Genomic DNA, 24,657 nt, shown 5'->3' with positions numbered 1-24,657 from the left:
CCTTTTCACTTCACGAATCTGTCGAATCGGACGATATAGAAACATAATGACAAATTAGGGAGGACGATGTGTTGCGACGTTTATCACCAGTCTCCATCGTAGAAGCATTCCGAAAACGCTCCTACTATAAAACGTTCTCATGGATGATTTTAATCATTGGTTTATTAGCATTATTGATCGCGACGCAACAATTACTCAAAAATCTAGAAGATGGGTATCAGTTTAAGCGTTCAAGTGAGATGATGAACATCTTTGATCGATTGAACCAAGTCGAGCGGAGTTTGACGGACGAATACTATCTCACCTTAAGTGAAAAAATGGAAAAAACAACTGCGCCACGTAGTGACATGTGGCAACAAACGAAGACGGAACTGACGGCACTCGAGCAACAGATCGAGAAGACAGAGACAGACGGTCCGGCGAAAAAGGGTATCTTGTCTGAAATCAATCAACTGCAAGCCGGCGGGTATGCATCGGACCATCAGTTTTTTCGAGCGGTCACTTCGTATAAAAGTGAGATCTTGTTCAATCAACTGTACTTAAGCGGAGAGAAGGGGACGTATTATTCGCTTTTCTCGAATTTATTTTTGATGGAGGAAGAGTTCGGACGTGCTGGTCAGTTCCTGTTAAGCGCTAATCGAGATGATCAGTTGGATTCGATCGAGCTCTTACGGATTCGACAAATACGTCAGGATGTCAACTTACGGAATGATACGCTGATTCAGTCCCTGTACGCGACGATGCGACCGGAAGAGACAGAACGCAGACGAGACATTTCAGTGATGAGCAATCAGATGTATGCGTATTTGCGGATGGTTGACGCGACGCTGAGTCAACCGAACAATCCACAATATGGAACGATCGATAAAGTATCAGGACGTTATCAAACGAGTATGTACCGTTTGTTCGATGAAGGAATTCGAAAGGTACAGGCAGAACTGACGGAGAAAGGAAACACCCTCATTCGAAATGCCTGGTTGATGTTCATCGTGACGTGTCTCGTCATCTTGTCGTTACTTGCGTTGACGCTCTCCTTATTACGTGCGTTCCGAAAAGATTTACATATCCTTCAGGAGGAAGCCGATTTCTTTGCGGAAGGTCCTCGTCAATCACATCATCATGTGCCGGAACAAAATGACTTCCACCCGGTCGTCGAGGCATTCCGGACGATGACGACGATCATTTCCGGCTTACTGGACTACAATGATAAAAAAACGATTGAAATCAAACAGAAAAAAGCAGAAATCGAATCACTGTTTTCACAAAATACGAATCCGATCGTCGCGTTGTCATCAGATTTTCAGTTACTGAGCGGCAATGATCGGTTTAAGCAATTGGCCCAATCGTCGGGCTTAATGACGATTGAGGAGTTGATTCACCCAGCAGACTTGAATCGTGTCCGTCGGGCATTGAATCGGGCAATCGAAGGATATAGCCAGACGATTCGTTGCCAAATGATTTTCAAAGAAGATATCCGTAATATGTTCGTCAACATCATTCATGTCCCCTCGAAAAATGACGGGGGAACCGCCCTCTACTTGACGTGTCACGATGAGACGGATCAATTCAAACGAGAAGAACGGATTACGCAGCTTGCGCTGTATGATGTTTTGACGGGGTTGTTGAACCGAAACGGTTTTGAGCAAAAGATGAGTGAAGCACTTGCGGCACCACAGCCAGGGGAACTCGTCACGATTGGTGTACGTCAGTTCAGACGCATCAACGATATTTACGGACATAGCGCCGGTGATCAGATTTTAAAAGAAGTCTCGAACCGGTTGCGCCATCATTTCATCGGGACGGGATCAGCCGCCCGAATTGGCGGAGACGAATTCGCCGTTTTGATTTTCCAACAAGAGATCGTCGATTACCGGGATCTTAAAACCATCATTGAACGTCCCTATCAAGTGGATGGGGAGACGATTGACGTCAATATCAGTATGAGTATGGTTCGATATCCAGACGACGCGGTAGCGGTGACCTCATTATTGTCATCCGTCGATATTGCGATGCAACATGCGAAACGAGAACAAGCCGGTGAACCGATTTGGTTTGAATCGTGGATGAGTGAAGAATACCGTGAATCGGTCGTGCTCGAATCGGAGTTACGGGAAGCGATTGCGCGCAACGAACTTCAACTGTTTTATCAGCCACAGGTGAATCTGAAGACGAAGGAAGTTGATGGATGTGAAGCATTGTTACGGTGGTTCCACCCAGAACGGGGGATGATCAGTCCTGCTGTCTTCATTCCGATTGCTGAACGGTCGATACTGATTGAAGAGATCGGCATGTGGGTCGTACAGGAATCGGTCAATCAAGTTCGACGCTGGGAAGGGACGCCACTCGGATCGATGCGTGTTTCCGCTAACCTGTCCGTCAAAGAACTCGTCTCGGGTCGGATCGTCGAGTTTCTGACGGACGTCAGAGATCGGTATCCAGGGATTGAACAACGGATGGAGCTTGAAATTACAGAATCCTTTGGGGTCTTCTCGGACACACGTGTGTTTGATGCTTTACAGACATTACATCGTCTCGGGTACCGGTTGGCAATTGATGACTTCGGTACCGGTTATTCTTCGTTGTCCTATTTAAGCCGTTTGCCGATTCAACGCTTGAAAATTGACCGTTCCTTTATCAGTGGAGATGATGCGTGTTCGAACGCACCGTTGATCGAAACGATCATTCGTTTGGCGCATACGTTAAAATATGACGTGGTTGCTGAAGGAATCGAACAAGCGGAACAAGGGGAGAGTTTACGGAAACTGGACTGTGAATACGGTCAAGGATTCTATTACTCACGTCCGATTCCGCCGGATGAATTTGAAATTTGGTATGACCGGTATCAAGAAGAAAGCAAACAGTCTGGCTGATGTGTTAGTGTTATCTGGCCGCAGGATGAAAGATGACCGCTCCCATTGAATGGAGGAAGCGGTCATCTTTTTAGTTTCATTGAAGTGCTAACGTCCTTGTCCTGACCTTGCTCTCCGGGCGAGACAAGCGCGCTGTCGTGTCTTGCCTGTCTCTGTCAGCGTGCAGAACACGCTTTTTCCCGTAGGGGTCAAGGGAAGTCAGGACGTCGATAGTACCTCCGTATTTCGAAAAAAAGCATGAATGGTGACAAAGGAAAAAACCGAAACGATTAGTCCTCTATCAAGAAGGAACAGATCGTTTCGGTTTTTTGCTTTCTTTTACTTTAAACGTCCGAATATGATGATTGAGAAACAGGCAAGAAGAAGACTCCCGCAGAAAATGGAAGTTTTGCCTGTAAATCAATCAAACACGATCGAGTGCAAGATCATCCGTTTCCGCCAAGTATGCCTTGATTGGTGCGACGGCTGCGCTGACCGTTCCAGGAGCAAATGGTGATTTCAACCCGGCACGTTCAACGAGCGTGAGGAAACTTTCTGAGCCACCGGCTTTACAGAGCTCGAGGTACGACTTCCAGGCTGCTTCGCGATCTTGCTCCATCCAGGCATAGAACTGGAAGGCACAGACTTGAGCGAGCGTATAATCGATATAATAGAACGGACTGCCGAAGACATGTCCTTGCTGATGCCACCAGGCCCCTGAATCGAGGTAATCATTTTCTTCATAATTGCGGTGTGGCAGGTATTTTTTTTCAATCGAACGCCATGCCGCACGACGCTCGGCAGGTGTGAGCTCCGGTTTACTGTAGATGACGTGTTGGAACTCATCGATTGCGACACCGTATGGTAAGAAGGTGACGCCGCCTGCGAGATGACTGAACTTGTATTTAGAAGTCTGGTCACCGAAAAACTCTTCCATCCACGGATATGCAAAGTATTCCATCGACATCGAGTGGATCTCACACGCTTCATACGTCGGGAAACCATATTCAGGCACTGTGAAGTGACGGCTCTCATAGACTTGGAAAGCGTGTCCGACTTCGTGCGTCAAGACGTCGATATCGCCAGCTGTCCCGTTAAAGTTCGAGAAGATGAACGGAAGTTTCTCATCTGCGATATACGTACAGTATCCGCCGCCCGCTTTACCTGGTTTAGCCGTCAAGTCGAGTGCGCCCCGCTCGATCATGTACTCGAAGAACTCATTCGTCTCCGGGGACATGTCGCGGTACATCTTCTTACCACCTTCGATGATGAATGCTTCTTCGCCTTGCGGGGTTGCGTTACCAGATGTAAAGGCAAATCCTTCGTCGTAATAATAAAGAGAGTCGACACCGATCCGTTGTTGCTGACGTTCTTTTAGAGAGGTTGCGATCGGGACGATCGTCTCGAGAATTTGCTCTCGATAGTTTTCAACCATCGATTGATCGTAGTCGACACGAAGCATCCGCGCATAACCGAGTTCGACGAATGATGGGAAACCAAGCGTCTTCGCAATGTCGGTCCGGACGTGGACCAATTTGTCATAAATCGTATCGATTGCTTCACCATGCGCTTGCAAATAACCATAGCGGGCTTCTGATGCTGCTTTTCGGACATCACGGTCAGGCGACTGTAAGTAAGGACCGAATTGAGACAAGTTCAAGATTTTGCCATCAAATTCGATTTGAGCAGAAGACATCAGTTTCGTATATTCACTTGCCAAACGATTTTCTTCTTGGAGCTTGGGAATGATTTCATCCGCAAACGTCTTCAGGCTTGCTTCAGCGAGTAAAAAGAGTTGCTTGCCCCACGTTGATTCGAGTGATGGACGAAGTGGATGAGCCGTCAACGTTTGGTAATAACTTGAGACATATCCTTGGTAGACGGGACCGGCTTCATCAAAGAATCCCTGCTCCGTTTCATAAAAATTATCCCGCGTATCGATCGTATGGCGAATCTCGACCAACTGGCTGGCAGTTTCAAATTGATTTCTAAGGGTATTAATCTCAGTGATGGCATTGTTTGCCGTATCGAGGTCTGTTGCTTCACGCAACCGGGCAATCGCGGCATGCATAGAAGTTTCAAGGATGTTTAGGTCAGGACGGACATATGTAAGTTCTGAAAATGTTAACATGTAAGCGCCTCCTTGTGATTTCTAACTATTATCACACAAAAATACTTGCAAAACCAGAGTTACAAACGTATGCTTTTTGTGAGAACGTGAGCGAGTTCGTATTGAACTGGCTCCTATAAAAAAATCGGATCTTCTTCAGGAAGACAACGATCGAGAAAGTAGAGGGATAGTATCATGGGATTCTTTAAAAAATTGTTTGGTGGTAATGACGCAGGAAACACAAAAATCGCTTCTCCTCTTACAGGTAAAATCGTCAGCATCGAGAACGTACCAGATCAAGTCTTCTCACAAAAAATGATGGGTGACGGAATCGCAATCGAGCCAACGGAAGGTAAAGTTGTTTCACCGATCAACGCAACAGTCGAAACGATCTTCCCAACAAAACACGCCATTGGTCTTAAAGGTGAAGACGGTCTTGAATTGTTGATTCACGTTGGATTAGATACGGTTAACCTAAAAGGTGAAGGCTTCACAGCACACGTTCAATCGGGCGATAAAGTCAAAGCAGGCGACGTCCTCGTTGAGTTCGACCTCGACTTCATCCGTGCGAACGCACCGTCAACGATTACACCAATCATCGTGACGAATCATGATCAATTTACACTTTCTGCTGTACCGGCTGAAGGCACATCTGTTGTCGCAGGCGAAACAGAACTTTTCAAAGCAACACATAAATAATCCATCACGCAACTGACCGGCTCCCTCGTCCTAGACGAAGGAGCTTTTTTGTCGTCTCCGTCCCGAGCTTACTGTTTTGTAAGATGAATGAAAGTCTAGCCGATTCTTGTCAGGGACGTACTCCCGTTACACTCGTGGTAACACGAAGAATACGGGAGGAACCACAAATATGAAATCGATCTTACATGCAGAACAGATTACGAAAGTCTACCAAACGAAAAATGCCCGGCACGAGGCACTCCATCCGACGACATTAACGATTCATCAAGCCGAATTCGTCAGCATCATGGGACCATCGGGTGCCGGAAAGTCAACATTGCTGAATCTTTTATCAACGATCGATCAGCCGACGGACGGGACGATTCATATCAATGGGGAAGACGTGACCGGGATGCGAGAAAAACAATTGGCACGTTTTCGACGGGAACAGCTTGGGTTCATCTTTCAAGATTTTAATCTCCTCGATACCATGACGGTCGAAGAAAATATTGCCTTGCCACTTGCCCTCCAACAGCTCCCCAAAACAGATATCCTGGCACGGGTGACAAAGGTGGCGCAAGAGTTAGGAATTGGTGACTTGTTGAAAAAACGACCGGTCGAACTATCCGGTGGACAAAAACAACGGACGGCAGCAGCAAGAGCAATCGTTCATCAGCCGTCGCTGATCTTAGCAGATGAGCCGACCGGGGCACTCGACTCAAAGTCAGCCACGGGATTGCTTGAAGCGATGGTCCGGTTGAATGAGCAGGGAGCGACGATCTTGATGGTGACGCATGATCCGATGACGGCGTCATATGCGGAGCGGGTCCTGTTCGTCAAGGACGGGGAGTTGTTCCGGGAGATTCATCAGTTCGGGACCCGGAAGGAATTTTTTGAGCAAATCATGGAAGTGCAACGGGAGCTTGGAGGTGCTGCACGTGAACTTGTTTAAGTTAGCATTCCGTAATTTAAAGAACATTCGTCAAAATATGATGTATCTCGGTGCCGTGACGTTTGCGATCTTAATCTATTATACATTTTTAGCGATTCGATCCAATGAAGCGATGTTGCAAGCTAATGAATTATACGAAAAATTAGGAACGGTCTTCACGGGATCTAGTGTGATTCTGGCGCTTTTCTCAGCCATATTCATCTGGTACTCGAGTGACTTTTTCCTACGACGCCGGAAACAAGAAATTGGACTCTATGCCTTGCTTGGTTTAGAACGTCAGCAAATTGCCAAATTGATGTTTCTTGAAACGATGGGATACGGCATCATCGGTCTGTTGATCGGTGTGCTGTTCGGAACGATCGCCTCGAAATATTTTGTCCAGCTGTTGGCGTACGTCATGGGCATGAACATTCAAGCCGATTTTTCGATGAATGCTGATGCAATCGGTCAGACGATTCTTGTCTTTTTAACGATTTTCCTCCTGATTGCTCTCCGATCAGCGCGGACGATTTATCGTTTTACGTTGATTGAGCTGTTTCAAGCAAAACAGCAGGTCGAAACGATGCCGAAAGTCCATCCGGTACTTGCCGTGTTATCCGTGACCTTGATTGCTGTTGGTTACTATCTGACCGGAAAACCGTTGCTCGAACACTTTACGCTCGTCGCACCGATTTTAATGGTGTGTATCATTGTCGGGACGTTTGGGACGATGAGTTACTTCACGATTTTTTTATTGCGTCTACTCAGTAAGCGTCTCCGGCATTACCAAGGCACGAATTTGATTTTACATGGACAATTGGTATCACGGATCAAATCCAATGCGGTCATGTTATCAACGATCACCGTCATCACGGCGGTGACGTTGACGACGGTCGGAACCGCAACATCGATCTACTATTACATCGATCGGACGGTGGAAGAACAGATGCCGTACAGTTTGTCGATTGCGGGTCAACGCGAAGAAGCGGAATCATTGATCCGTCAGTCGAATCAGACGATCGAGTCGCGGACGATGGTTAACGTCAAGAACGTCGATCATACGCTTCAGGAACTGCCGAACCCGCTGTCGTTTACGACGTCTTACCAGACATACGCGTTTGACGGAGAACCCGGACAGTTCAGTTACATCAGCTATTCCGACTATGAAAAGTTAGCGAAGAGTAGCGGAAAAACCGTTTTACCGGAGCCAGGTACAGGCGAAGCGATTGTCCTTGAGACCTTCAAAGGAAATAATCTGTTGAAAGAAACCGTCCGATCACCGATCGGGGTTTCCGTCAAAGATACGCATTCGTCCTTTCGGATTACCGGTGCGACGAATTTACCACTCACTCAACTGTATGCGAAAAAACGTTTGGCCTTTGCTGTTTCTGATGATGCCTTCGCGATGATGCCGGAAAAAGCAGCGATGCTGACGAACTATCAGTTCTCCGACGAACGGTCGGACGATGGACTGATCAACCAGCTGGAACAATTGTATGGCAAAAAAGCAGAGACGGACATGGCAGCGTATTACCCGGTCTATGCGATGACGACAGCGACGACGGGATTGCTTGCGTTTGTCGCCGGTTTCCTCGGACTGGTCTTTTTACTGGCGACCGGATCCATCATCTACTTTAAGATGCTCGCTGAAGCGGAGGAATCGAAACAACGTTTTGCGATCATCCAAAAGATCGGGGTGGATCAACAGGAGCAGACGGGAATCATTCGCCGGCTGGTCGGGTTCATGTTCTCGTTGCCGTATCTCCTTGGACTTGTCCACAGTCTGTTTGCGATGCAAGTCCTTCAAAAATTGCTGGACTATAATCTGATCTTACCGATGTCGCTTGCAATCGGTTGCTACACGCTTGTGTATCTGTTGTATTATCTCGTCACAGTGCGTGCGTATCACCGGGTTGTCATGTAATTCCAATGGACGGGAAACGAATAATCGTTTCCAGTCCATTTTTTGTCCGGTATCATGGAGGAAGAAGGAGCTGAATTCTCTGATGGAAACGATTTTATTAGTAGAAGACGATCAACAGATTGCCTTGTTGTTAAAGGAACTTTTGGAGCGGTACGATTTTAAGGTGGTACATGAGGACGGGCTTGGAGATGTCGTCGCCCGGTTCGAGGAAACCCAAACGGATGTCATCTTACTTGATGTCAACTTGCCGAAGTTTGACGGGTTTTACTGGTGCCGTCAACTCCGGATGAAGACACGTGCCCCGATTTTGTTCATCTCTGCCCGTGTCGGTGAAATGGACCAGGTCATGGCACTTGAATATGGTGCGGACGATTATATCGTCAAACCGTTTCAAGGAGCCGTCGTCATCGCGAAGATCAAAAGTCAGATTCGGCGGGCTTACGGGACGTTGTCCAATGAAAGTGACGAACGAACGGTCAGTAAAGCGGGCATTATCCTGTACCTAGACCGCTATATCGTTGAACATGGGGAACGCTCGATCGAGCTGTCGAAGAAAGAAGGACTGATCTTAGAAATGTTGTTGACGGCGAGTCCACGGATCGTCAGCCGGGGCGACTTGTTGGAACGGATTTGGGATGACGAAGCGTTTGTTGATGAAAATACGTTAAACGTCAACATCACCCGCGTTCGAAAACGTCTCACCGAAATCGGAATCGGTGGTCTCGAGACCGTCCGTGGAGTTGGGTACAAACTGGTCCTGGACAAATGAAGCTTTTTCTTAGACATACGATTCCGGGGATTCTCTTTTTTAGCGGACAGATGGTGGCATTATTCATTATTTTATGGTTATACGATTTGTATCGACCGGCAGCGTTTTTTTATATCGTACTTTTAAATGGCATCGCGCTCCTCATCTATTTGAGTTATCGGTTTTTTAGTATGTTACCGTTACTCAAACGTCTCCAGACACCTATTCATTCAGTCGCAGAACCGATCCGGGGGGATAGTGATGAACCGCTTGCGGCTGCCGTCGAACAGTTTTTAGAACGCCAGCAGACCGTTTTTCGGAACAGTCTTTTTGCAGAACGACGTAAGGAAAAGGAACGGCACCGGTATGTCGATCAATGGATCCATCAGATGAAGACGCCGCTTTCGGTCATTGAATTGATTCTCGAACATCCGGGAGAACAGTTTCAGACCGATTTACGTCATGAGGTGGACCGGATGCGGATTGGACTTGATCAGATGTTGTATTCCTCACGACTTGAAGCAATCGAAACGGACCTGAAGGCGGAACAGTTGAATCTTCGGACATTAGTGACGGGGATCATCAATCAAGAAAAACGACTCTTCGTCAAAAATCAGGTTTTTCCGAAGCTGGAACTTTCACCCGATTTATATGTGTATACAGATGCCAAATGGTTTCGCTTCTTATTGCTCCAGCTGCTCACGAATGCCGTCAAATATACGGCAGGTCATGGGCGGGAAGTCGTCATCCAGGCGTTCGAGCAGGGGGGGCAGGTCATCATGACGATTGAAGATGATGGGGTCGGGATACCGAAGCGGGATTTGCCGCGTGTCTTCAATGCCTTCTTTACCGGTGAAAACGGTCGACGGTATGGAGAATCAACCGGAATGGGACTCTACTTCGTGAGCCAAGTCTGTTTAAAACTCGGACATATGATTGAACTGGATAGTACGGAAGGGATTGGAACAGTGTGTCGTTTGAAACTCGTAGGAGGGAAGCAGGATGATTGAAGTCAAGCAGTTAGGGAAAGTTTATCCCGGAAAAGTGACGGAACAGCCGTTGACCGATATCAATTTTCGGGTCGAGGAAGGGGAGATGGTCGCTGTCATGGGACCATCTGGTAGTGGGAAGTCGACCTTGATCAACTTACTCGCGACCCTCGATCAACCAAGTTGGGGCTCGATTTTGATCGAAGGCATTGATACAGCGACCTTCAAACGAAAAGAAACGACACGGTTTCGTCGTGAGACGCTTGGCATCATCTTTCAGGAGTTTAACTTACTCGACTCGTTGACGGTTGCTGAAAACATGCTCGTCCCGCTCATGCTCGGTTCGAAAAAGACGAAAGAAGCACGAGAAGAAATGCAGCATCTCGCGAAACGATTACAAATTGATGAATTGCTGGATAAGCAGGTCGATGAAGTCTCTGGAGGTCAACGACAACGGACCGCGATTGGTCGTGCCTTGATCCATGCCCCTCGTTTGATGCTCGCGGATGAGCCGACGGGAGCGCTTGATTTTCAGGCGACGAAACACGTCATGGAGCTGTTGGCAGAATTAAACGCATCCGGGATGACGATGGTCATCGTCACCCATGATCCGACGGTTGCGTCTTATTGTAACCATGTTCTGTTCTTAAAAGACGGGAGTATTCAGACGGAGTTGTTCCGGGACGAACCACGGCGCGTTTTCTTTCAGCGTGTCATCGAATCACTTTCACTATTAGGAGGGGATGAACATCACTTATCTGCAATACGCCCTACGTAATATCAAACGTTATCAACGTCTGTATTATGGGTATGCCTTGACGATCATCGTCGCGATGACGATTGCGACAAGTTATTGGAATCTCGTCGTGAGCGAATCGTTTCAAAATATCGCCAAAGTCTTAAGTCAACTCAATCAAGTCATTGAATTGACGATGTTTTTTGTTTTTATCGCAGAAGTCATCATCTTATTTTTTAGTATTCTATTTATCTATTCAACGACCTACACGATGCTTGAGCATCGGAAAAATGATTTACGGATCATGCGGACACTCGGCAGTAGATTTTCGCATTTTTTAAAATACTTCATGATCGAGATTTTGATTGTCGGTGGCTTGGCGATTACGGCCGGAATCACGCTTGGTGTCGTTTTGACGAAATTGATGTTACTATCGATCGAAAAAGTCATGTTTCTCCCACGGTTGACGATCGAGATTTCTATCACCTCCTTTTTGGTCTTGATTGCGGGTGCATTACTTGCTCTATTGATCGCGACCTTCCTCGCGATTTATCGGTTTCGACCTGATCGTCCCGTCCGGACCCGTTCACGTTTTCGGGTCCGACTCAGTCTCATCGTTCAAATAGGAGCGATGCTTGTTCTTTTTTATGGCTATTTCATGGCGTTCACGAGACAAGAAGTCTTTTTGATCGTCTTCCCGTTCGTCATTTTCATCGGTTCGTTTTTTTTCTGCCGCCATGTCATCCCGACGCTCATGAAACTGTACCGCCCGCGGAGATTGTCTATCCGGAAGCTGATTGTTTCGGAAATCGCGATTCAATTACGGACGAATAGTACGCTCGTTGCGCTCGGAACGATTTTAACATCGTGTGCCTTGTCGGCCGTAGGACTTGTGTTTATATTTCAACTGATCGGACTCGACCTGTCGTCGCAAAATCAATTCGGACTCGTTTATTATGAGGAATCAATCACCCCTTCAGACCGTTCGAAGAAAATCGACCAGACGATGACGAAGACGTTTCCGGATAAGTACCGACAAGAGGTGCGACTCAAATCCTTTAAAACCCGGTACGTGATCCCGCTATCTGACTACAATCGGCTGATGAAACACCTTAGATATGAACAACGTACGTTGTTGAAGACTCAACAAACATTTTTGATTCCAGCCCGACCGGTTCAAGTCAAGGAAGTCACATCAACGATGAAAAAAGCGAAAGCTGAGATGGAGCAAGCCGGCTATATCTTGGAACCGATGGCTGAACACGGTCTCTTATTCGGTTACAATAATCGAATCGAAACATTGTTCGTCGTCAGTGACAAGGCATTTGCAGAACTCAATCGTCCTGTAGCAAGGATTCGTGTGTTTGATACGCCATCCTATACAGATCACGGAACGGACCGCTGGACGAGCTGGATGTCGATCGTCCGGGAGATTCAGTCGAAAGCCGAGTTGGGAAAAGATATAGCTACTCCTTATCAGCTGATCAATGAGACGGAAGATGAACTGGATGGTATACGGATCGTTCGTCTTGTTTCGTTTGTCGTCATCCTACTGACGGTCTGGTTATTCGTCATCAATGCGAGTTTTCTACACGTGTGGATGCAGATGACGGCCGAACAGGAACAAAAACGACTAAAGACGTTGTTTGCGCTTGGCTTCAGCAAACGGAGCATCCAGGTGTTTTTGTTCGTTAAATACGGAACCGTCCTGATGGTTCCTTACCTCATCTCGATTTTCCATGCCTGGTTGCTGTTTCAAGTCATCTTGTCGGGGTCTTCCTTGGAGATTGGTCCCTTCCTGCAACTATCGTTGATTTGGATTGGTATCGTCACGTTTTGTTATCTAATCAGCATCTTGCCGTTGTGGGTGCGTTATCCACGTCATCTGCTTAAAAAATCGTGCGAAAGTTCGATGTATCCGATACCTGATTCAAGGGTATGATAAAAGCATAGCGAGGAGGGGTAACATGCTCGACCATTCACCTTACCGGGGATACGGTGACCGCATCCGCATCTTACGAGAACGAGCCGGTATCTCGATTGATCAGTTGGCAAAAAATCTAGGGGTCGCGTCTTATTTCATTCGACGCACCGAATTAAGCGAAGTATATCCAACAAAAGCGTATATCGAGTCGTTGGCGGAAGCGTTGCACATTGATTCGAGTTACTTGGCACGGCATATCTGGACCGGAGAGTCCTTGAAGTTCGTTATGCAGGAAAAAACGCCATTAGAAGAAATGCGATTAGCTTACGAGCAGACGATGGGGCAGGATGAGACGATGATCGAACAGCAGCTTGATGAGCGGATGCGTTTATTTGATCTCATGTATGACGAAGACGTCAAACGAATCGAACAGACGATGAGTGCGACGGAGCAACGGATTTTCCATGAGCTTGTTGAAGCCGTCATGGAAGCAGGGGAATTGAAGCGTGAAGAAGCGACCGAGACGTTTGAATTGTTTACGGATAAGCTACCAACGATGCTTCAACTCGATGAGTACCTCAACCGTCTGACGGAAGGACTCGATGTCCCGGAAACCGCCTATTACACGAAGTTCAGTCAATCGAGCAATCGTGCCCGCTATCACCGGAAATGACCGAACGAAAAACGCCATCTCTTGAGAAAGAGACGGCGTTTTTTGATAGATGATCAATTAACGGTGTGGCGCAGGACGTGGTGCACGGCGTACTTGTTGTCGTGTCCGTCCGATCAGGAAACCGATGATGGCGTTAGCAATGATCAAGACCCACCCCACATAACCGAAGTTCAAGGTGAGGCTACCAAGCATCGCCTGCCATTTGAAAATCATCATGAAGTCTCCTCGAATCAGAAAACGAGCGACACAGACGAGCAAGACCGTCGTCCCACCAATAAAGACACCGACCCAGCTTCCATATAGACGTGAAGATTGGACTCGGACAGTGACGAAGGACCAATAAAACAGACTGACGATAAATGTCGTCCCTCCGTAAGCGAGGACAAGTTTCCATGTCTCACTTGCTTGCGGGAATTTCGTAAACATGACAAGGGACGAGACGATGGCGGCAGCTGTAAACAAAATCGCTGCCCAAAAACGAGACCGCATAACGTAGTTCCTCCTAAAGGCTTTTTCTCACCTAACGATAGCGGAAACGGTTCGTCTTGTAAACCACTACTGGCGACCACCTAAAATACGGCGTAATTGTTTTAATGGATTTGATCCGTAGAATAGAACGCCACCGCGGTAGAACTTTGTTCCGACGAAGAGCGCAAGAGCGATGCTGACTCCCATCAAGACGAGCGATAAGGCTACTTGCCAGACCGGGACTTCCGTCAGCATGACCCGTAAGAACATCAGCATCGGGGTGAAGAAGGGCACAAAGGACAAAATGACGACAGCTTGGTTCGTCGGAGCATTCAGGCTGAAGATGGAGACGGTGAACGCTGCGACAATCAACATGATGACGGGTAACGTCACCTGTTGAGCATCCTCGACCCGACTGACCAGTGAACCGAGTGCAGCGAGTAACGTCGCATAGAGCAGATAACCAAGTAGGAAAAAGACGAACAAGTAAACAATCGTCTTGACGCTGAGTGAATCAAGCGATAACTGGTCAAACAGGCTGCTGCTTTGTGCACTGTAATAACCGACTCCGACGAGTAACGACAGCTGAATGAGACTGACGGTTGCGATTGACGTGATTTTCGCGAGCATATGTTGGATCGGACTGGCTGCTGAAATCAACAGTTCCATGACCCGTGATGATTTTTCATTCGCGATTTCCGTCACGATCATTCCCCCGTAAATCGCGATCGTGAAGTACATCAAAAAGAGCAGGACATATACAAGCGCGGACGCTGCAAACAACTCATCTTCACTTTTTCCACCTGTCGACGTCAATTCTTGTTTGACATCAATCGGAGCAGCGAGAGACGCGAGTAAAGCGGGATCGACATCTGCCTCCGTGATGATCTTCTGATCCCGGACTTGCTTCAAGGCCGTCGATAGCTGTGTTTGCAGCTCTTGCTCCGGACTGGCACTAATCAGTGTGACACGATACGGATCATCGGACAATAAAGCGACCGCATCATACGTTCCTTTGTCGACGACCTGTCGCGACTGTTTGAGCGTATAGTCTTTTTCGGTAATAGCCGTTTTGATCCCGACTTCCTTTAAAACAGGGAGGATGTTGGTATCGAGTGTACTGACCACGGCGATTTTCGGGTCATCACCGGAGAACCAATCGATGATCCGTTCGATATTGCTGAAGCCGACGAGAAAAATAATCATCAGGACAGTCGAAATCAGGAAACTTTTAGCCCGTAATTTTTGAAACAGACTGAAACGATACAAGGTGAAGAATTTATGGTTCATAACGTTTTCCGACCTCCTCGATGAAGATATCTTGTAGTGATAATTGATCCCAGACGAATCGTTCGACACGGAATCCTTCCGTGATCAAATGACGTAACAATGAATCGGCGGCTTCTTTTGATTCGACTTGGAGGCTATGGCCGGTTCCATCTGATTCGACTTGAAGAATCCCGGGGAGCGCATCCCATAACAGCGGAGGTGCATCTGTCGTCAATAAGACACGTGTCTTTCCGTAGCCTGCTTTGATATCGGGGAGATACCCCGCGACGACCGGTTTTCCATGGTCGAGAATCGCGACATGTTCGCATAGTTCTTCGACGTGATCCATCCGGTGGCTCGAGAAGACGATGGTCGTGCCTTCTGCTGTCAATTTACGGACGGCCGTCTTTAACTGTTCGACATTGACGGGGTCCAGTCCGCTGAACGGTTCATCTAAAATCAATAAGTCGGGTTTATGTAGGACGGCGGAAATCAATTGAATTTTTTGCTGATTCCCTTTTGATAGTTGTTCGACCCGCATCTTTTCATACTGCGGAATCTGGAAGTAGTTCAGCCAGTCGAGCAAGGACTGTTTCGCATCTTTTCGTTTCATGTCACGCAACTCGGCTAAGAAAATCAATTGTTCATCAACGCGGATTTTCGGATACAAACCACGTTCTTCCGGGAGGTAACCAATTTTGGATAAGGGAATCGGTTGTCCTTTCCACGTAATCGAACCTTCCGTCGGTTTCAGCAAACCAAGTAACATCCGGAACGTCGTCGTCTTACCGGCACCGTTCGCTCCCAGCAAACCAAAAATTTGTCCTTCCGGTACTTCAAAGGACAGTTCGTCAACAGCCGTAAATGCTCCAAACCGTTTTGTGATCTGTTTAATTTCTAGCATAGGGATTAGTCCTCCTTCATCAAGATAGGTCGTACGTATCACGCCTCGTTTCCTAATACTTCTACGAAGAAAATGGGTAAAGGTTCCAAAGAAAGAAACCAGTCAAGCATATATATTTACTTTTAGTAAACTAGTTACTATTATTGTTTTGTAAGGAAGAATGAAGGGGAGACTTGTATGATTCATTTATTTGAACCGGCGAAACAACCGGGCGCACCGATTTTTTTATTGTTACACGGAACAGGTGGGACGGAACGCGATCTGATTGGACTGGTCCCGTTGTTGCATCCAGATGCCGGCTATTTGTCGGTCCGGGGCGAAGTGACGGAAAACGGGATGCCCCGTTTTTTCAAGCGCTTGGCAGAAGGGGTCTTTGACGAAGCAGATCTTGCGCTTCGGACAGAACGGCTCATCACCTTTTTACATGAATCAAGTGAAACGCATGGTTTTTCCGTCAATCAACTCATACCAGTCGGTTATTCGAACGGAGCGAACATCGCGGCGAACATGATGTTCGAAAACCGGTTGTTTGAACAGGCGATCCTGCTTCATCCGATGGTCCCGCGACGTGGTGTGACTTTACCCGAGTCCGCAGAAGTCCGAATTTTCATCGGAGCTGGATCGAATGATCCGATTTGCCCGGCTTCCGAAACAGAGGAGCTGGCTCGACTATTCGAACAGGCTGGAGCGGAGCTTGAGGTGATATGGTCGCATCATGGGCATCAACTTGTCATGCCGACAATCGAGGCGGCAGCAAGCTGGTTGGCTAAACAGTAACGACACGCAAAAGGCATGGGATTCAGGAGGGATTGTCCTGATGTTCCATGCCTTTTTTCGTTAAGCAGGATGATCACTTTTTGGACGAGAATAGACGATGAGGACACCACGTTCGACAAGTTGGGTGGCAAGCGTTTCAATCGCTTCTTGTGATGTTTTGGTTTGTGTGATGTGTTTATAAAGGTGACGGAGTTCGCGGCGCATCGGTTTGCGGATCAACCACATGCTGTCGATGATGAGACACCAGGTCAAAACCGTGTCATGACCGATGTAAAACTGAGTTTGACGATCGAGATAGCGAATCCACCATTCATCCCGAGCCATTTTCAAGACAACCCCTGTGATCAAGATGACGGCTAGAGCAAGCGGTACACTTTCATAGAAGGGAAGGTTCGAAAGGGTATCACGAAGTCCGGTCACGAAACTGAGCATCGTCCATCCAATGAGACCGATGACAAGCCAATAGCCAAAGTTGATCATACTTCGTTGTCGCATCATAAGTCGTGGTGTGAGAATTGGGGTAGACATCAGAATCACCTCCTTGTTAAATAATCGAATTTTCTGACAATTTATAGTTGTCCCTTTACTATAGTTACTTTTTCCCGAAACGTCTAGTCGTTAGACATGGAAAATGTGTTTCTTTCTTGACGAATTTCGTGTACGCTAAAAAAAGAAAGTGAACGGTTACATACAAGGGGGAGAAAAGATGGATCAAGTCGTATGGATTTCAGTCGGTATCGTCGCAATCGCTGTATTCTCAGCATCAAGCATCGCCGCGTACATGGGTGTCAAAAACCAAGAAGACTAAGAAAAATAGAGGTTCATTTTTTGGGATGGACGTCAAAAAAGGGAGGTTCCTCAAATCGGAATCTCCCTTTTTGTCATGAAGTTATTGTCTTAGAGGTCGGTTGACGTATCTTTTTTTGTCCGGTAGAAACTGTACAGGATACTGATGACGAGTACGGAAAGGGAAATCGAAACCGGGTTCTCGTAGAAGTCAGAGACAAGCATCCTTCCTCCGAAGATGACCGCTAGACCAACCCAGACACCAGTCCAAGCTTCCTTGAGTAAGACGATTTTTGTTTGTTTGGTGAAAGACCCCGATGTCAAGGGTAAACAATAAGGCGACTGATCAAGAAAAAAGTAAGGATCGCGCATTGTTTTTTTGGGTTCGCTCGAACTCTTTTTAAATTGTTATCTTATCGAGTTGATTTATTTTCTGTGATTTGGAGACGTTCAGCAAACGGCTTCAAGGCGTCACTCCAGCGCAAGTAGCCACCACCAACCAGATGTAGACCATCGTAGGTCATCCGGTTCTGAAGATAACCTTGTTGGTTGGTCAAGGTCGGTCGTAAGTCGATGAACGGCATGTCGACTGATTTTGCGAGCTGTTCGAGATTCCGATTCAAAGCTTCGACTTCCCGATTGACACGAACGGAATCGGAATACTTAGGAGCGACAGGTAACGTTGACTGAATGACGACATCGATGTTATTTTTTCGGAGTGTCGTCACGATGGTCGTCATGTTTTCCGTAATTATCGGAATCGGCGTGAAATGGCGGATGTCATTGATGCCTCCCATTAAGAAAACACGTTTTGGTTTCATCTCGACAATCAGATCAAGCCGAGTTAAAAATCCTTCCGTCGTATCACCCGGAATCCCGAAATTGACGATTGTCGGATCATCTAACAAGATCCGCCAGTCACCAAAATTAGTCATCGAATCACCTAACATGACAGCATTCGGTGATTTTGGGTATTGATAAGTATGGAAGAGACTATTCAAGCGGACATAGTTCGGATTTTTTGTGTATTGGAATGTCGTAATCGGTTGCGTACTCGTTGCAGGAAAGGCGGATTCGAATAACTCGATGGGCTTTCGTCCTAGTAAGAGGGCAAGGAGGACGACGTTTACGACGACCGATAAAATAATTAGTGCTTTTTTCATAAAACAATCGTTCCTTTCGAGGGAGTATAAGGGGTAGTGTAACATGAATCGAAACCCATGGTTTGACAACATCAAAGGATTTCTTGTCATTTTCGTTGTGATTGGTCATATGCTGACGGATCTACGGTTTGATTACGATGGGAAATTACTCGAAACAGTCTATTTAATCATCTATTCGTTCCACATGCCATTATTTATTATTTTAAGTGGTTACTTCTTCCGTGAAAATAAATACTTACGGGTGATCCAACTTTTTGCCGTCTATTGTGTCTGGCAAATCCTGATCGGTTCGTGGGCGACATTTAATGAAGGATTGCCCATCCTGTCAGGAGAAAATATCGGGACCCATCTTTTACGTCCATACTGGGCACTCTGGTATTTATTCGTCATGGTCGTCTGGTACATCGTCACACCGTACGTCGTCCATCTACGCGGGTATGTCTGGTTTGGCCTCGCCTTTGCCCTCTTGTATGGCTTTGAGCTAGAAAATACAGGATTTTTAGCCTTACGGAAATTAATCATGTTTTACCCTTACTTCCTCTTAGGGAACTACTTGTCGGAACATGAATTCATTCGCATCTTTGAAATGCCGAAAAACTTTAAGCGGAGGATGAATGTCCGATTGATTGGTGGTGTAGCGTTTGCGAGTGTCGTCGGTTTCCTTCTATATGAGGCATGGCGTGATACGCCTCAAGAAATCGTCGCCCTCGCCAATGCATTCAAACATCGCTTCCCGTATGTTGTCCAGTACGACAGTGATGCCTGGATCGGTGTCTTAAAACACAGCGTGATCTATTTCCTCTCGATTACGGCGTCGCTTGGATTCATGATGCTTGTCCCGATGCGTCGTCTGCCGCTCGTGACACGCGCCGGCGAACTCAGTTTATACGTGTATCTGCTCCACGTCTTCTTCGTCATGGCATGGCGGCAATACGTGACAGAAGCCTTTGTGCCGCAACCGTGGCTCGCAATGCTGATCGTCACCGGTGTTGCGTTATTGATTGTCGGCTTGATCATTCATCCGCTCGTCGTTCGAATCTTACGGCCGTTGATCGAGATTGATATTCGACCAATCGTCGAAGAACGACAAGACCTTTCAAAAAAAGGTTAAATGCTATACAATTTAAAGTAGAGCGATTAATTGATGAAGGGCGTGGATAGTATGTCATATAACTTAAATAACGCGGATGGTGTCGTAAACGTGTCTCAGCAAGTCATTGAAGTCATTGCTGGAGTAGCAGTTCAGGAAACAGAAGGGATTGCCTTTACACAGGACGATTCAAAATTACAGGAAAAACAGATGGTCAAACTCGTGAAAGTCGAAGATGTCGACGGTGCGATCACAGTCAGTCTGTCGGTGCATATCAAATACGGGATGTCGATCATCAAAACGGCTGGTAAAGTACAGGAACGGATTGCGCAAGACATGGAAAACATGTTGGCGTTCCAACCAAAAGCAGTCAACGTCCGTGTCATCGGTTTACTAAAAGGATAATCAAAAATGGACTTTTCGTCGCTGACGAGAAGTCCATTTTTTGAAAAAACGATTAAGGAAGATAACGTAACGCGAGTGAATCCGTTACTTTTGCCGTGTAGTCAAAGACGAACCGGATGGCGCGTTCGCTTTTGGCAGAGACCGTGACGGCTTCATATTGAGTAGTTGAGACGGTCTGATCGCCGCAGATTAATTCAAAGTCGAGTGGGTCGAGCTCAATCGACTGTTCACTTGGATTACGGACTAGGACGATGGCATCGACGGTCTGTTCACGTTTGAAGAGCGAAACCGGCAACAGCGACCAGCCGTCTGTTGGTGGAGCGGGGTGAGAAAAGGCGACTTGGCGAACAAGCCGTTGTTCTGACGTTGTCAACGTAACATCCATGACTAAATCCGATAACTGTTCATTTGAGAAGACCAGTTCGAGTGGTGTCGCGAGTGTCGTTATATCCACAAACTGTTCGTCTTCTGAAAATTCGAGCCACAGTGGTAATGTCGCCATCGGAAGTAAGACCGGTACTTCTTCGATCGTAAATGTTTTTCGGGCGACAAGCTGATCACCCGACAATACGAGGACAACCAAGTCATTGAGCTGGAAATGTTGCTCGAGCGTATTCTGGAACAGAGCAATCAATTGGAACGGTTCCGTCTGTACGACTTGAAACAAATGGATCGCCAGCTGACCAGGTCCAAGCTTCGGTAACTGATTCAAGGCATAACGAAAGACATATTCGTCTTCCTTGACGATCGGCATATCCTCAGTGAAGTAAAGGGCAGGTTGAATCAATAACGAATCAGTCGATGGTTGCATGAATCAGTCCTCCTGGTGTAGACGTCTCTTCCGAACGGCAAAGTCCGGAAACAACGTGTTTTTCAAAACTTAAGATGGCATACCGGAAATAATCCATTCCTTCTCGTTCAAAGATTCGGACGGGTTGTTCCTGCCCATAACTACGCAGATGAATTCCTTCCTTCAACGAGTTCATCGCTGTCAGATGGCTTGTCCATTGTTCATCCAGTACAAGCAACATGAAACGTCGCGCCGCTTCTTCCTGTTCTGCTAAGTGGACTGTCATCTGTTGTTCGACGGAGTCGATCAACGGTTCGAGTTGTTGTTTGACGCCATCGATCGTATCAGCTAAGACGAGTGTGATCGGCTGATGAAGGAGTTGTTCCAGTTCCGTCTTCAGTAAATCAATCGGCCACTCCTCCGGGACCAGTTCGTCTGTCAAATGATGTTCGAGATACGAATGAACCGTCCGAGCCGCAAATGGTCGGACGAACTGATCCAGTGTCGTCGAGTCAACGATTTGATTACGCAGACGATAGATGGCAAGACGTTGTTCGCTGATGACTTCTTCGAGTTGGACGAGATCGTCGCGGACACTCCGGTTGACGGATTCGCATGTCTCTTGCGCAAACGCCATCAATTGTTGGGCTTCTTTCGCACCGATGGGTCCTGTGACTGAACCCAGCTTCTTTTTTACGCGAATCAGGCGATCGCGTGCGAAACGCCGGGGCAGATCATCTTCTAGCGAAAGATAGAAGCGGGTCCGACCGGGATCACCTTGACGCCCGGCCCGGCCACGCAACTGATTGTCGATCCGGACGGATTCATGTCGCTCTGTCCCGATCACAAACAGACCACCTTGTGCTTTTGCCGTATCATCGAGCAGGATGTCGGTTCCACGCCCGGCCATGTTCGTTGCGATCGTCACTCGTCCCTGTCGTCCGGCGGATTCGATGATCCGTATTTCTTGATCAACCGTTTTGGCGTTCAAAATTTCGTAAGGGATTTTTCGTTCGTCGAGAACATGTGCGACCTTCAAAGACTGTTCGATTGATGTCGTTCCGATGAGGACCGGTTGTCCGGTCGCATACGCCGTTTCTGTCGCTCTGGCGATGGCCGTATATTTTTCAGAACTGGTCAAGAACAGGACATCTGGTTCGTCGACGCGGATTTTAGGACGGTTTGGTGGAATCGAGACGACGTCCATCCGGTAAGTCTTCAAAAATTCATCACGCGAAGTCGCAGCAGTCCCTGTCATACCGGAGACATGGTGATAGAGGCGGAAATAATGCTGGATCGTAATTTGGGCCGTCGTCCGATTTTCTTCCGTCACACTGACCTGTTCCTTCGCCTCGAGTGCCTGATGGAGACCGTCAGACAGACTCCGCCCTTCCATGAGACGCCCGGTGAACAGATCGACGAGGGCAATCTTATCATCCTTGACGATATAATCGACATCACGTTGTAAGACGACATGAGCCCGGAGTGCCTGGATGACATAATGAAACAAAACGGCATGTTCAGCGGCAAACAGCTGATCGATACCAAAAACCTGTTCAATCGTTTCGATGCCTTGATCGGTCAAGGCAACCGCTTTGACCTCTTCATCAAATGTATAATCTGCGTCTTCGATAAAGTCTTGGATGACATGGCGGACGAGTTGTTGCAACCCTTCATGAACCGTATCGCGTTCTGCCATGATGAGGGGCGTTTTCGCTTCGTCAATTAAGACGCTGTCGACTTCGTCAATCAAGGCGAAGCGAAGTGGACGTTGCAGGCGATCGTCTGGTCGCATGATGAGATGATCACGGAGATAATCGAATCCGAATTCTGTCCCGACACCATATGTAATGTCAGACGCATACGCGTGTTGTTTTTCTTCAAAAGATAAGTCAGCAGAATTGATACCGACCGTCAAACCTAAGAAACGGTGAATCTGACCGATTTGCTCGGCATCGCGTCTGGCCAGGTATTCATTGACCGTGATGACGTGGACACCTTGTCCATGTAAGGCCTGTGTGAAGCTTGCGAGCGAAGCGACTAACGTTTTTCCTTCACCCGTCGCCATTTCCGCGATATGTCCTGAAAGAAGCGACAGCCCACCGATTAATTGGACATCATAATGACGTAATCCGAGCGTCCGTTTACTTGCTTCCCGGACAAGCGCGAAGGCGGTTACCGTAATGGCTTCGATTTTTTCACCGGCTTGAAGACGGTCTTTTAAGGATTGTGTCAAACGTCGTAATTCTTCGTCCGTTTTTTGTTCCATTTCTGCTTCTAAGCTGTTAATTAATAAAACGGTTTTTTCGTAACGCCGCATTCTACGACTCTGTTCATCTATTAATTGTTTAACACGCTGAAACATAGTTAGTCACTCCTTCAATTCGACTATCAGACTCGTTTTCATTATAACAGTTAAAAATTGTAAAACGAATAGTAAAGAACGAAAAAAGTAAAACATTCCCTTGGATATGAAAACGTTCTCTAGTAAAGAGGATTTGGTTTTTAAGCTGTTTTTTTGATAACGCTTGCAAAGAAGGGAGGGAACAGGTAGAATAATTCTTGAGGCAAGTGCAATCGTTTGCGCAAATCATTCGATTTCTTGTCTTTCATGTACGATGGATGAAAGGATGGATGTCGGATGGCACCAACGATTGAAGCGGTCATTTTTGACTTAGACGGCGTAATTACCGATACAGCCGAGTATCATTATCTGGCTTGGAAACAACTAGGTGAGGAACTGGACATCCCGTTCGACCGGGATTTCAATGAAACACTAAAAGGCGTCAGTCGAACCGATTCGCTCGAGCGGATTTTAACACTTGGCGGAAAGCAAGATGCTTTCACGGAGCAAGAGAAGATAACGCTCGCAACGAAAAAGAATGACCATTACGTCACGTTGATCCAACATATCTCAGAACAGGATCTCTTACCGGGAATCATTGCGTTCCTTGATGAAATCCGTGCTGCTGGCTTGAAGATCGGAATGGCGTCGGCTTCTAAAAATGCGTTGACCGTCGTTGAGGCACTTGGAGTCCGACACTATTTTGATGATATCGTCGATGCAGCGACCGTTGCCCAGTCAAAACCACACCCTGAAGTGTTTTTACGGGCAGCTGAAGCGCTTGACGTCGCACCTGAATGTTGTATCGGTGTAGAAGATGCAGCCGCAGGTATCACGGCGATTCATGCAGCAGGTATGTATGCTGTTGGAGTCGGACCGGAAACGACGTTACATGAGGCAGACTATCGTGTCGATTCGACGGATTTGCTTTCCCTTGAGCAAATTCTAGCTAGTCGCTAATGAAAATCAACCATTCCCTGATGGTCGATTGTTTCATCTGATTGATCTCTTTTCATGTGAGTACAAAAGGACCGCTTCCCTGAGTGGTCCTTTTGTCGTGCCAAAAAGCCCTGATTCCGGGCGAGGAATCAGGGCTTTT

Annotated in this window: 22 protein-coding genes; 13 read left to right on the top strand and 9 right to left on the bottom strand. The window is 47.1% G+C overall.

What is annotated here, in order from left to right; all coding sequences use genetic code 11:
* The first annotated feature begins 68 nt into the window (after positions 1-68).
* Positions 69-2,870 carry a putative bifunctional diguanylate cyclase/phosphodiesterase gene (locus tag P404_RS0105215; RefSeq protein ID WP_014971264.1) on the top strand — a complete coding sequence of 934 codons (2,802 nt, stop codon included), beginning with the start codon at positions 69-71 and terminating at the stop codon, positions 2,868-2,870.
* Positions 2,871-3,273: 403 nt separating this feature from the next.
* Here the strand turns inward: P404_RS0105215 and P404_RS0105210 are convergent, their stop codons facing one another.
* Positions 3,274-4,980 (bottom strand): M3 family oligoendopeptidase, encoded by a 1,707-nt coding sequence (locus tag P404_RS0105210; RefSeq protein ID WP_014971263.1) that lies wholly within the window; start codon positions 4,978-4,980, stop codon positions 3,274-3,276.
* 174 nt (positions 4,981-5,154) lie between these two features.
* Between P404_RS0105210 and P404_RS0105205 the strand changes: the two genes are divergently transcribed.
* The 8 genes from P404_RS0105205 to P404_RS0105170 all read left to right on the top strand — a co-directional run bounded on the left by P404_RS0105205 (position 5,155) and on the right by P404_RS0105170 (position 13,562).
* Positions 5,155-5,658 (top strand): PTS sugar transporter subunit IIA, encoded by a 504-nt coding sequence (locus tag P404_RS0105205; protein WP_014971262.1) that lies wholly within the window; start codon positions 5,155-5,157, stop codon positions 5,656-5,658.
* A gap of 169 nt (positions 5,659-5,827) precedes the next feature.
* Positions 5,828-6,589 carry an ABC transporter ATP-binding protein gene (locus P404_RS0105200; protein ID WP_014971261.1) on the top strand — a complete coding sequence of 254 codons (762 nt, stop codon included), beginning with the start codon at positions 5,828-5,830 and terminating at the stop codon, positions 6,587-6,589.
* On the top strand, positions 6,576-8,492 hold the full coding sequence (locus P404_RS0105195; protein ID WP_026830157.1) for an ABC transporter permease: 1,917 nt from the start codon (positions 6,576-6,578) through the stop codon (positions 8,490-8,492). The genes P404_RS0105200 and P404_RS0105195 overlap by 14 nt, the downstream gene beginning before the upstream one ends.
* Before the next feature lie 82 nt (positions 8,493-8,574).
* A complete protein-coding gene (locus P404_RS0105190) occupies positions 8,575-9,261 on the top strand; it encodes a response regulator transcription factor (RefSeq protein ID WP_026830156.1) in 687 nt (228 codons plus the stop codon).
* A 50-nt stretch (positions 9,262-9,311) separates the two neighbouring features.
* On the top strand, positions 9,312-10,250 hold the full coding sequence (locus tag P404_RS0105185; RefSeq protein ID WP_236624329.1) for a sensor histidine kinase: 939 nt from the start codon (positions 9,312-9,314) through the stop codon (positions 10,248-10,250).
* Positions 10,243-11,007 (top strand): ABC transporter ATP-binding protein, encoded by a 765-nt coding sequence (locus tag P404_RS0105180; protein WP_014971257.1) that lies wholly within the window; start codon positions 10,243-10,245, stop codon positions 11,005-11,007. The genes P404_RS0105185 and P404_RS0105180 overlap by 8 nt, the downstream gene beginning before the upstream one ends.
* Entirely contained in the window at positions 10,973-12,907 is a 1,935-nt protein-coding gene (locus tag P404_RS0105175) for an FtsX-like permease family protein (RefSeq protein WP_236624328.1), read from the top strand. The genes P404_RS0105180 and P404_RS0105175 overlap by 35 nt, the downstream gene beginning before the upstream one ends.
* 25 nt (positions 12,908-12,932) lie before the next feature.
* Positions 12,933-13,562, top strand: a complete 630-nt coding sequence (locus P404_RS0105170) for a helix-turn-helix domain-containing protein (RefSeq protein ID WP_014971255.1) — start codon at positions 12,933-12,935, stop codon at positions 13,560-13,562.
* 57 nt (positions 13,563-13,619) lie between these two features.
* Here the strand turns inward: P404_RS0105170 and P404_RS0105165 are convergent, their stop codons facing one another.
* From P404_RS0105165 to P404_RS0105155, 3 genes are all read right to left on the bottom strand, one after another.
* Positions 13,620-14,051 (bottom strand): hypothetical protein, encoded by a 432-nt coding sequence (locus P404_RS0105165; protein ID WP_014971254.1) that lies wholly within the window; start codon positions 14,049-14,051, stop codon positions 13,620-13,622.
* Between the two features lie 66 nt (positions 14,052-14,117).
* Positions 14,118-15,320, bottom strand: a complete 1,203-nt coding sequence (locus P404_RS0105160) for an ABC transporter permease (RefSeq protein WP_014971253.1) — start codon at positions 15,318-15,320, stop codon at positions 14,118-14,120.
* Positions 15,310-16,203 (bottom strand): ABC transporter ATP-binding protein, encoded by an 894-nt coding sequence (locus tag P404_RS0105155; RefSeq protein WP_026830154.1) that lies wholly within the window; start codon positions 16,201-16,203, stop codon positions 15,310-15,312. Before P404_RS0105155 ends, P404_RS0105160 begins: the two co-directional genes overlap by 11 nt.
* Before the next feature lie 177 nt (positions 16,204-16,380).
* On the opposite strand from P404_RS0105155, the gene P404_RS0105150 reads away from it, so the two are divergent.
* Positions 16,381-16,980, top strand: coding sequence for an alpha/beta hydrolase (locus tag P404_RS0105150; RefSeq protein WP_014971251.1), 600 nt, complete (start codon positions 16,381-16,383; stop codon positions 16,978-16,980).
* A gap of 60 nt (positions 16,981-17,040) precedes the next feature.
* Here P404_RS0105150 and P404_RS0105145 read toward each other — a convergent pair whose 3' ends face one another.
* The 3 genes from P404_RS0105145 to P404_RS0105130 form a co-directional block, all read right to left on the bottom strand.
* The gene (locus P404_RS0105145; protein WP_014971250.1) at positions 17,041-17,508 is read right to left on the bottom strand and encodes a hypothetical protein; all 468 of its coding nucleotides are present in this window, start codon (positions 17,506-17,508) and stop codon (positions 17,041-17,043) included.
* Positions 17,509-17,877: 369 nt separating this feature from the next.
* Entirely contained in the window at positions 17,878-18,090 is a 213-nt protein-coding gene (locus P404_RS18755; RefSeq protein ID WP_236624327.1) for a hypothetical protein, read from the bottom strand.
* Between the two features lie 89 nt (positions 18,091-18,179).
* Positions 18,180-18,929 (bottom strand): SGNH/GDSL hydrolase family protein, encoded by a 750-nt coding sequence (locus tag P404_RS0105130; RefSeq protein ID WP_026830152.1) that lies wholly within the window; start codon positions 18,927-18,929, stop codon positions 18,180-18,182.
* Between the two features lie 43 nt (positions 18,930-18,972).
* Between P404_RS0105130 and P404_RS0105125 the strand changes: the two genes are divergently transcribed.
* Complete coding sequence (locus tag P404_RS0105125; protein WP_014971247.1) at positions 18,973-20,040, top strand: acyltransferase family protein; 1,068 nt, start codon at positions 18,973-18,975, stop codon at positions 20,038-20,040.
* A 51-nt stretch (positions 20,041-20,091) separates the two neighbouring features.
* A complete protein-coding gene (locus P404_RS0105120; protein ID WP_236624326.1) occupies positions 20,092-20,424 on the top strand; it encodes an Asp23/Gls24 family envelope stress response protein in 333 nt (110 codons plus the stop codon).
* 52 nt (positions 20,425-20,476) lie between these two features.
* On the opposite strand, the gene P404_RS0105115 is transcribed toward P404_RS0105120, so the two are convergent.
* Together P404_RS0105115 and secA are read right to left on the bottom strand one after the other, a co-directional pair.
* Positions 20,477-21,235, bottom strand: coding sequence for an SLAP domain-containing protein (locus tag P404_RS0105115; RefSeq protein ID WP_014971245.1), 759 nt, complete (start codon positions 21,233-21,235; stop codon positions 20,477-20,479).
* Positions 21,219-23,579, bottom strand: a complete 2,361-nt coding sequence (gene secA / locus P404_RS0105110) for a preprotein translocase subunit SecA (protein WP_026830151.1) — start codon at positions 23,577-23,579, stop codon at positions 21,219-21,221. Before secA ends, P404_RS0105115 begins: the two co-directional genes overlap by 17 nt.
* Before the next feature lie 276 nt (positions 23,580-23,855).
* Between secA and pgmB the strand changes: the two genes are divergently transcribed.
* Positions 23,856-24,518: a beta-phosphoglucomutase gene (pgmB, locus tag P404_RS0105105; protein WP_014971243.1), complete on the top strand. Its 663-nt coding sequence runs from the start codon at positions 23,856-23,858 to the stop codon at positions 24,516-24,518.
* Positions 24,519-24,657: the final 139 nt, after the last annotated feature.

This window comes from Exiguobacterium antarcticum DSM 14480 (genome assembly GCF_000685865.1).
Lineage (GTDB): Bacteria > Bacillota > Bacilli > Exiguobacteriales > Exiguobacteriaceae > Exiguobacterium_A > Exiguobacterium_A antarcticum.
Note: the sequence above shows the minus strand (reverse complement) of the source record. Positions and strands in the feature narration are given on the sequence as shown.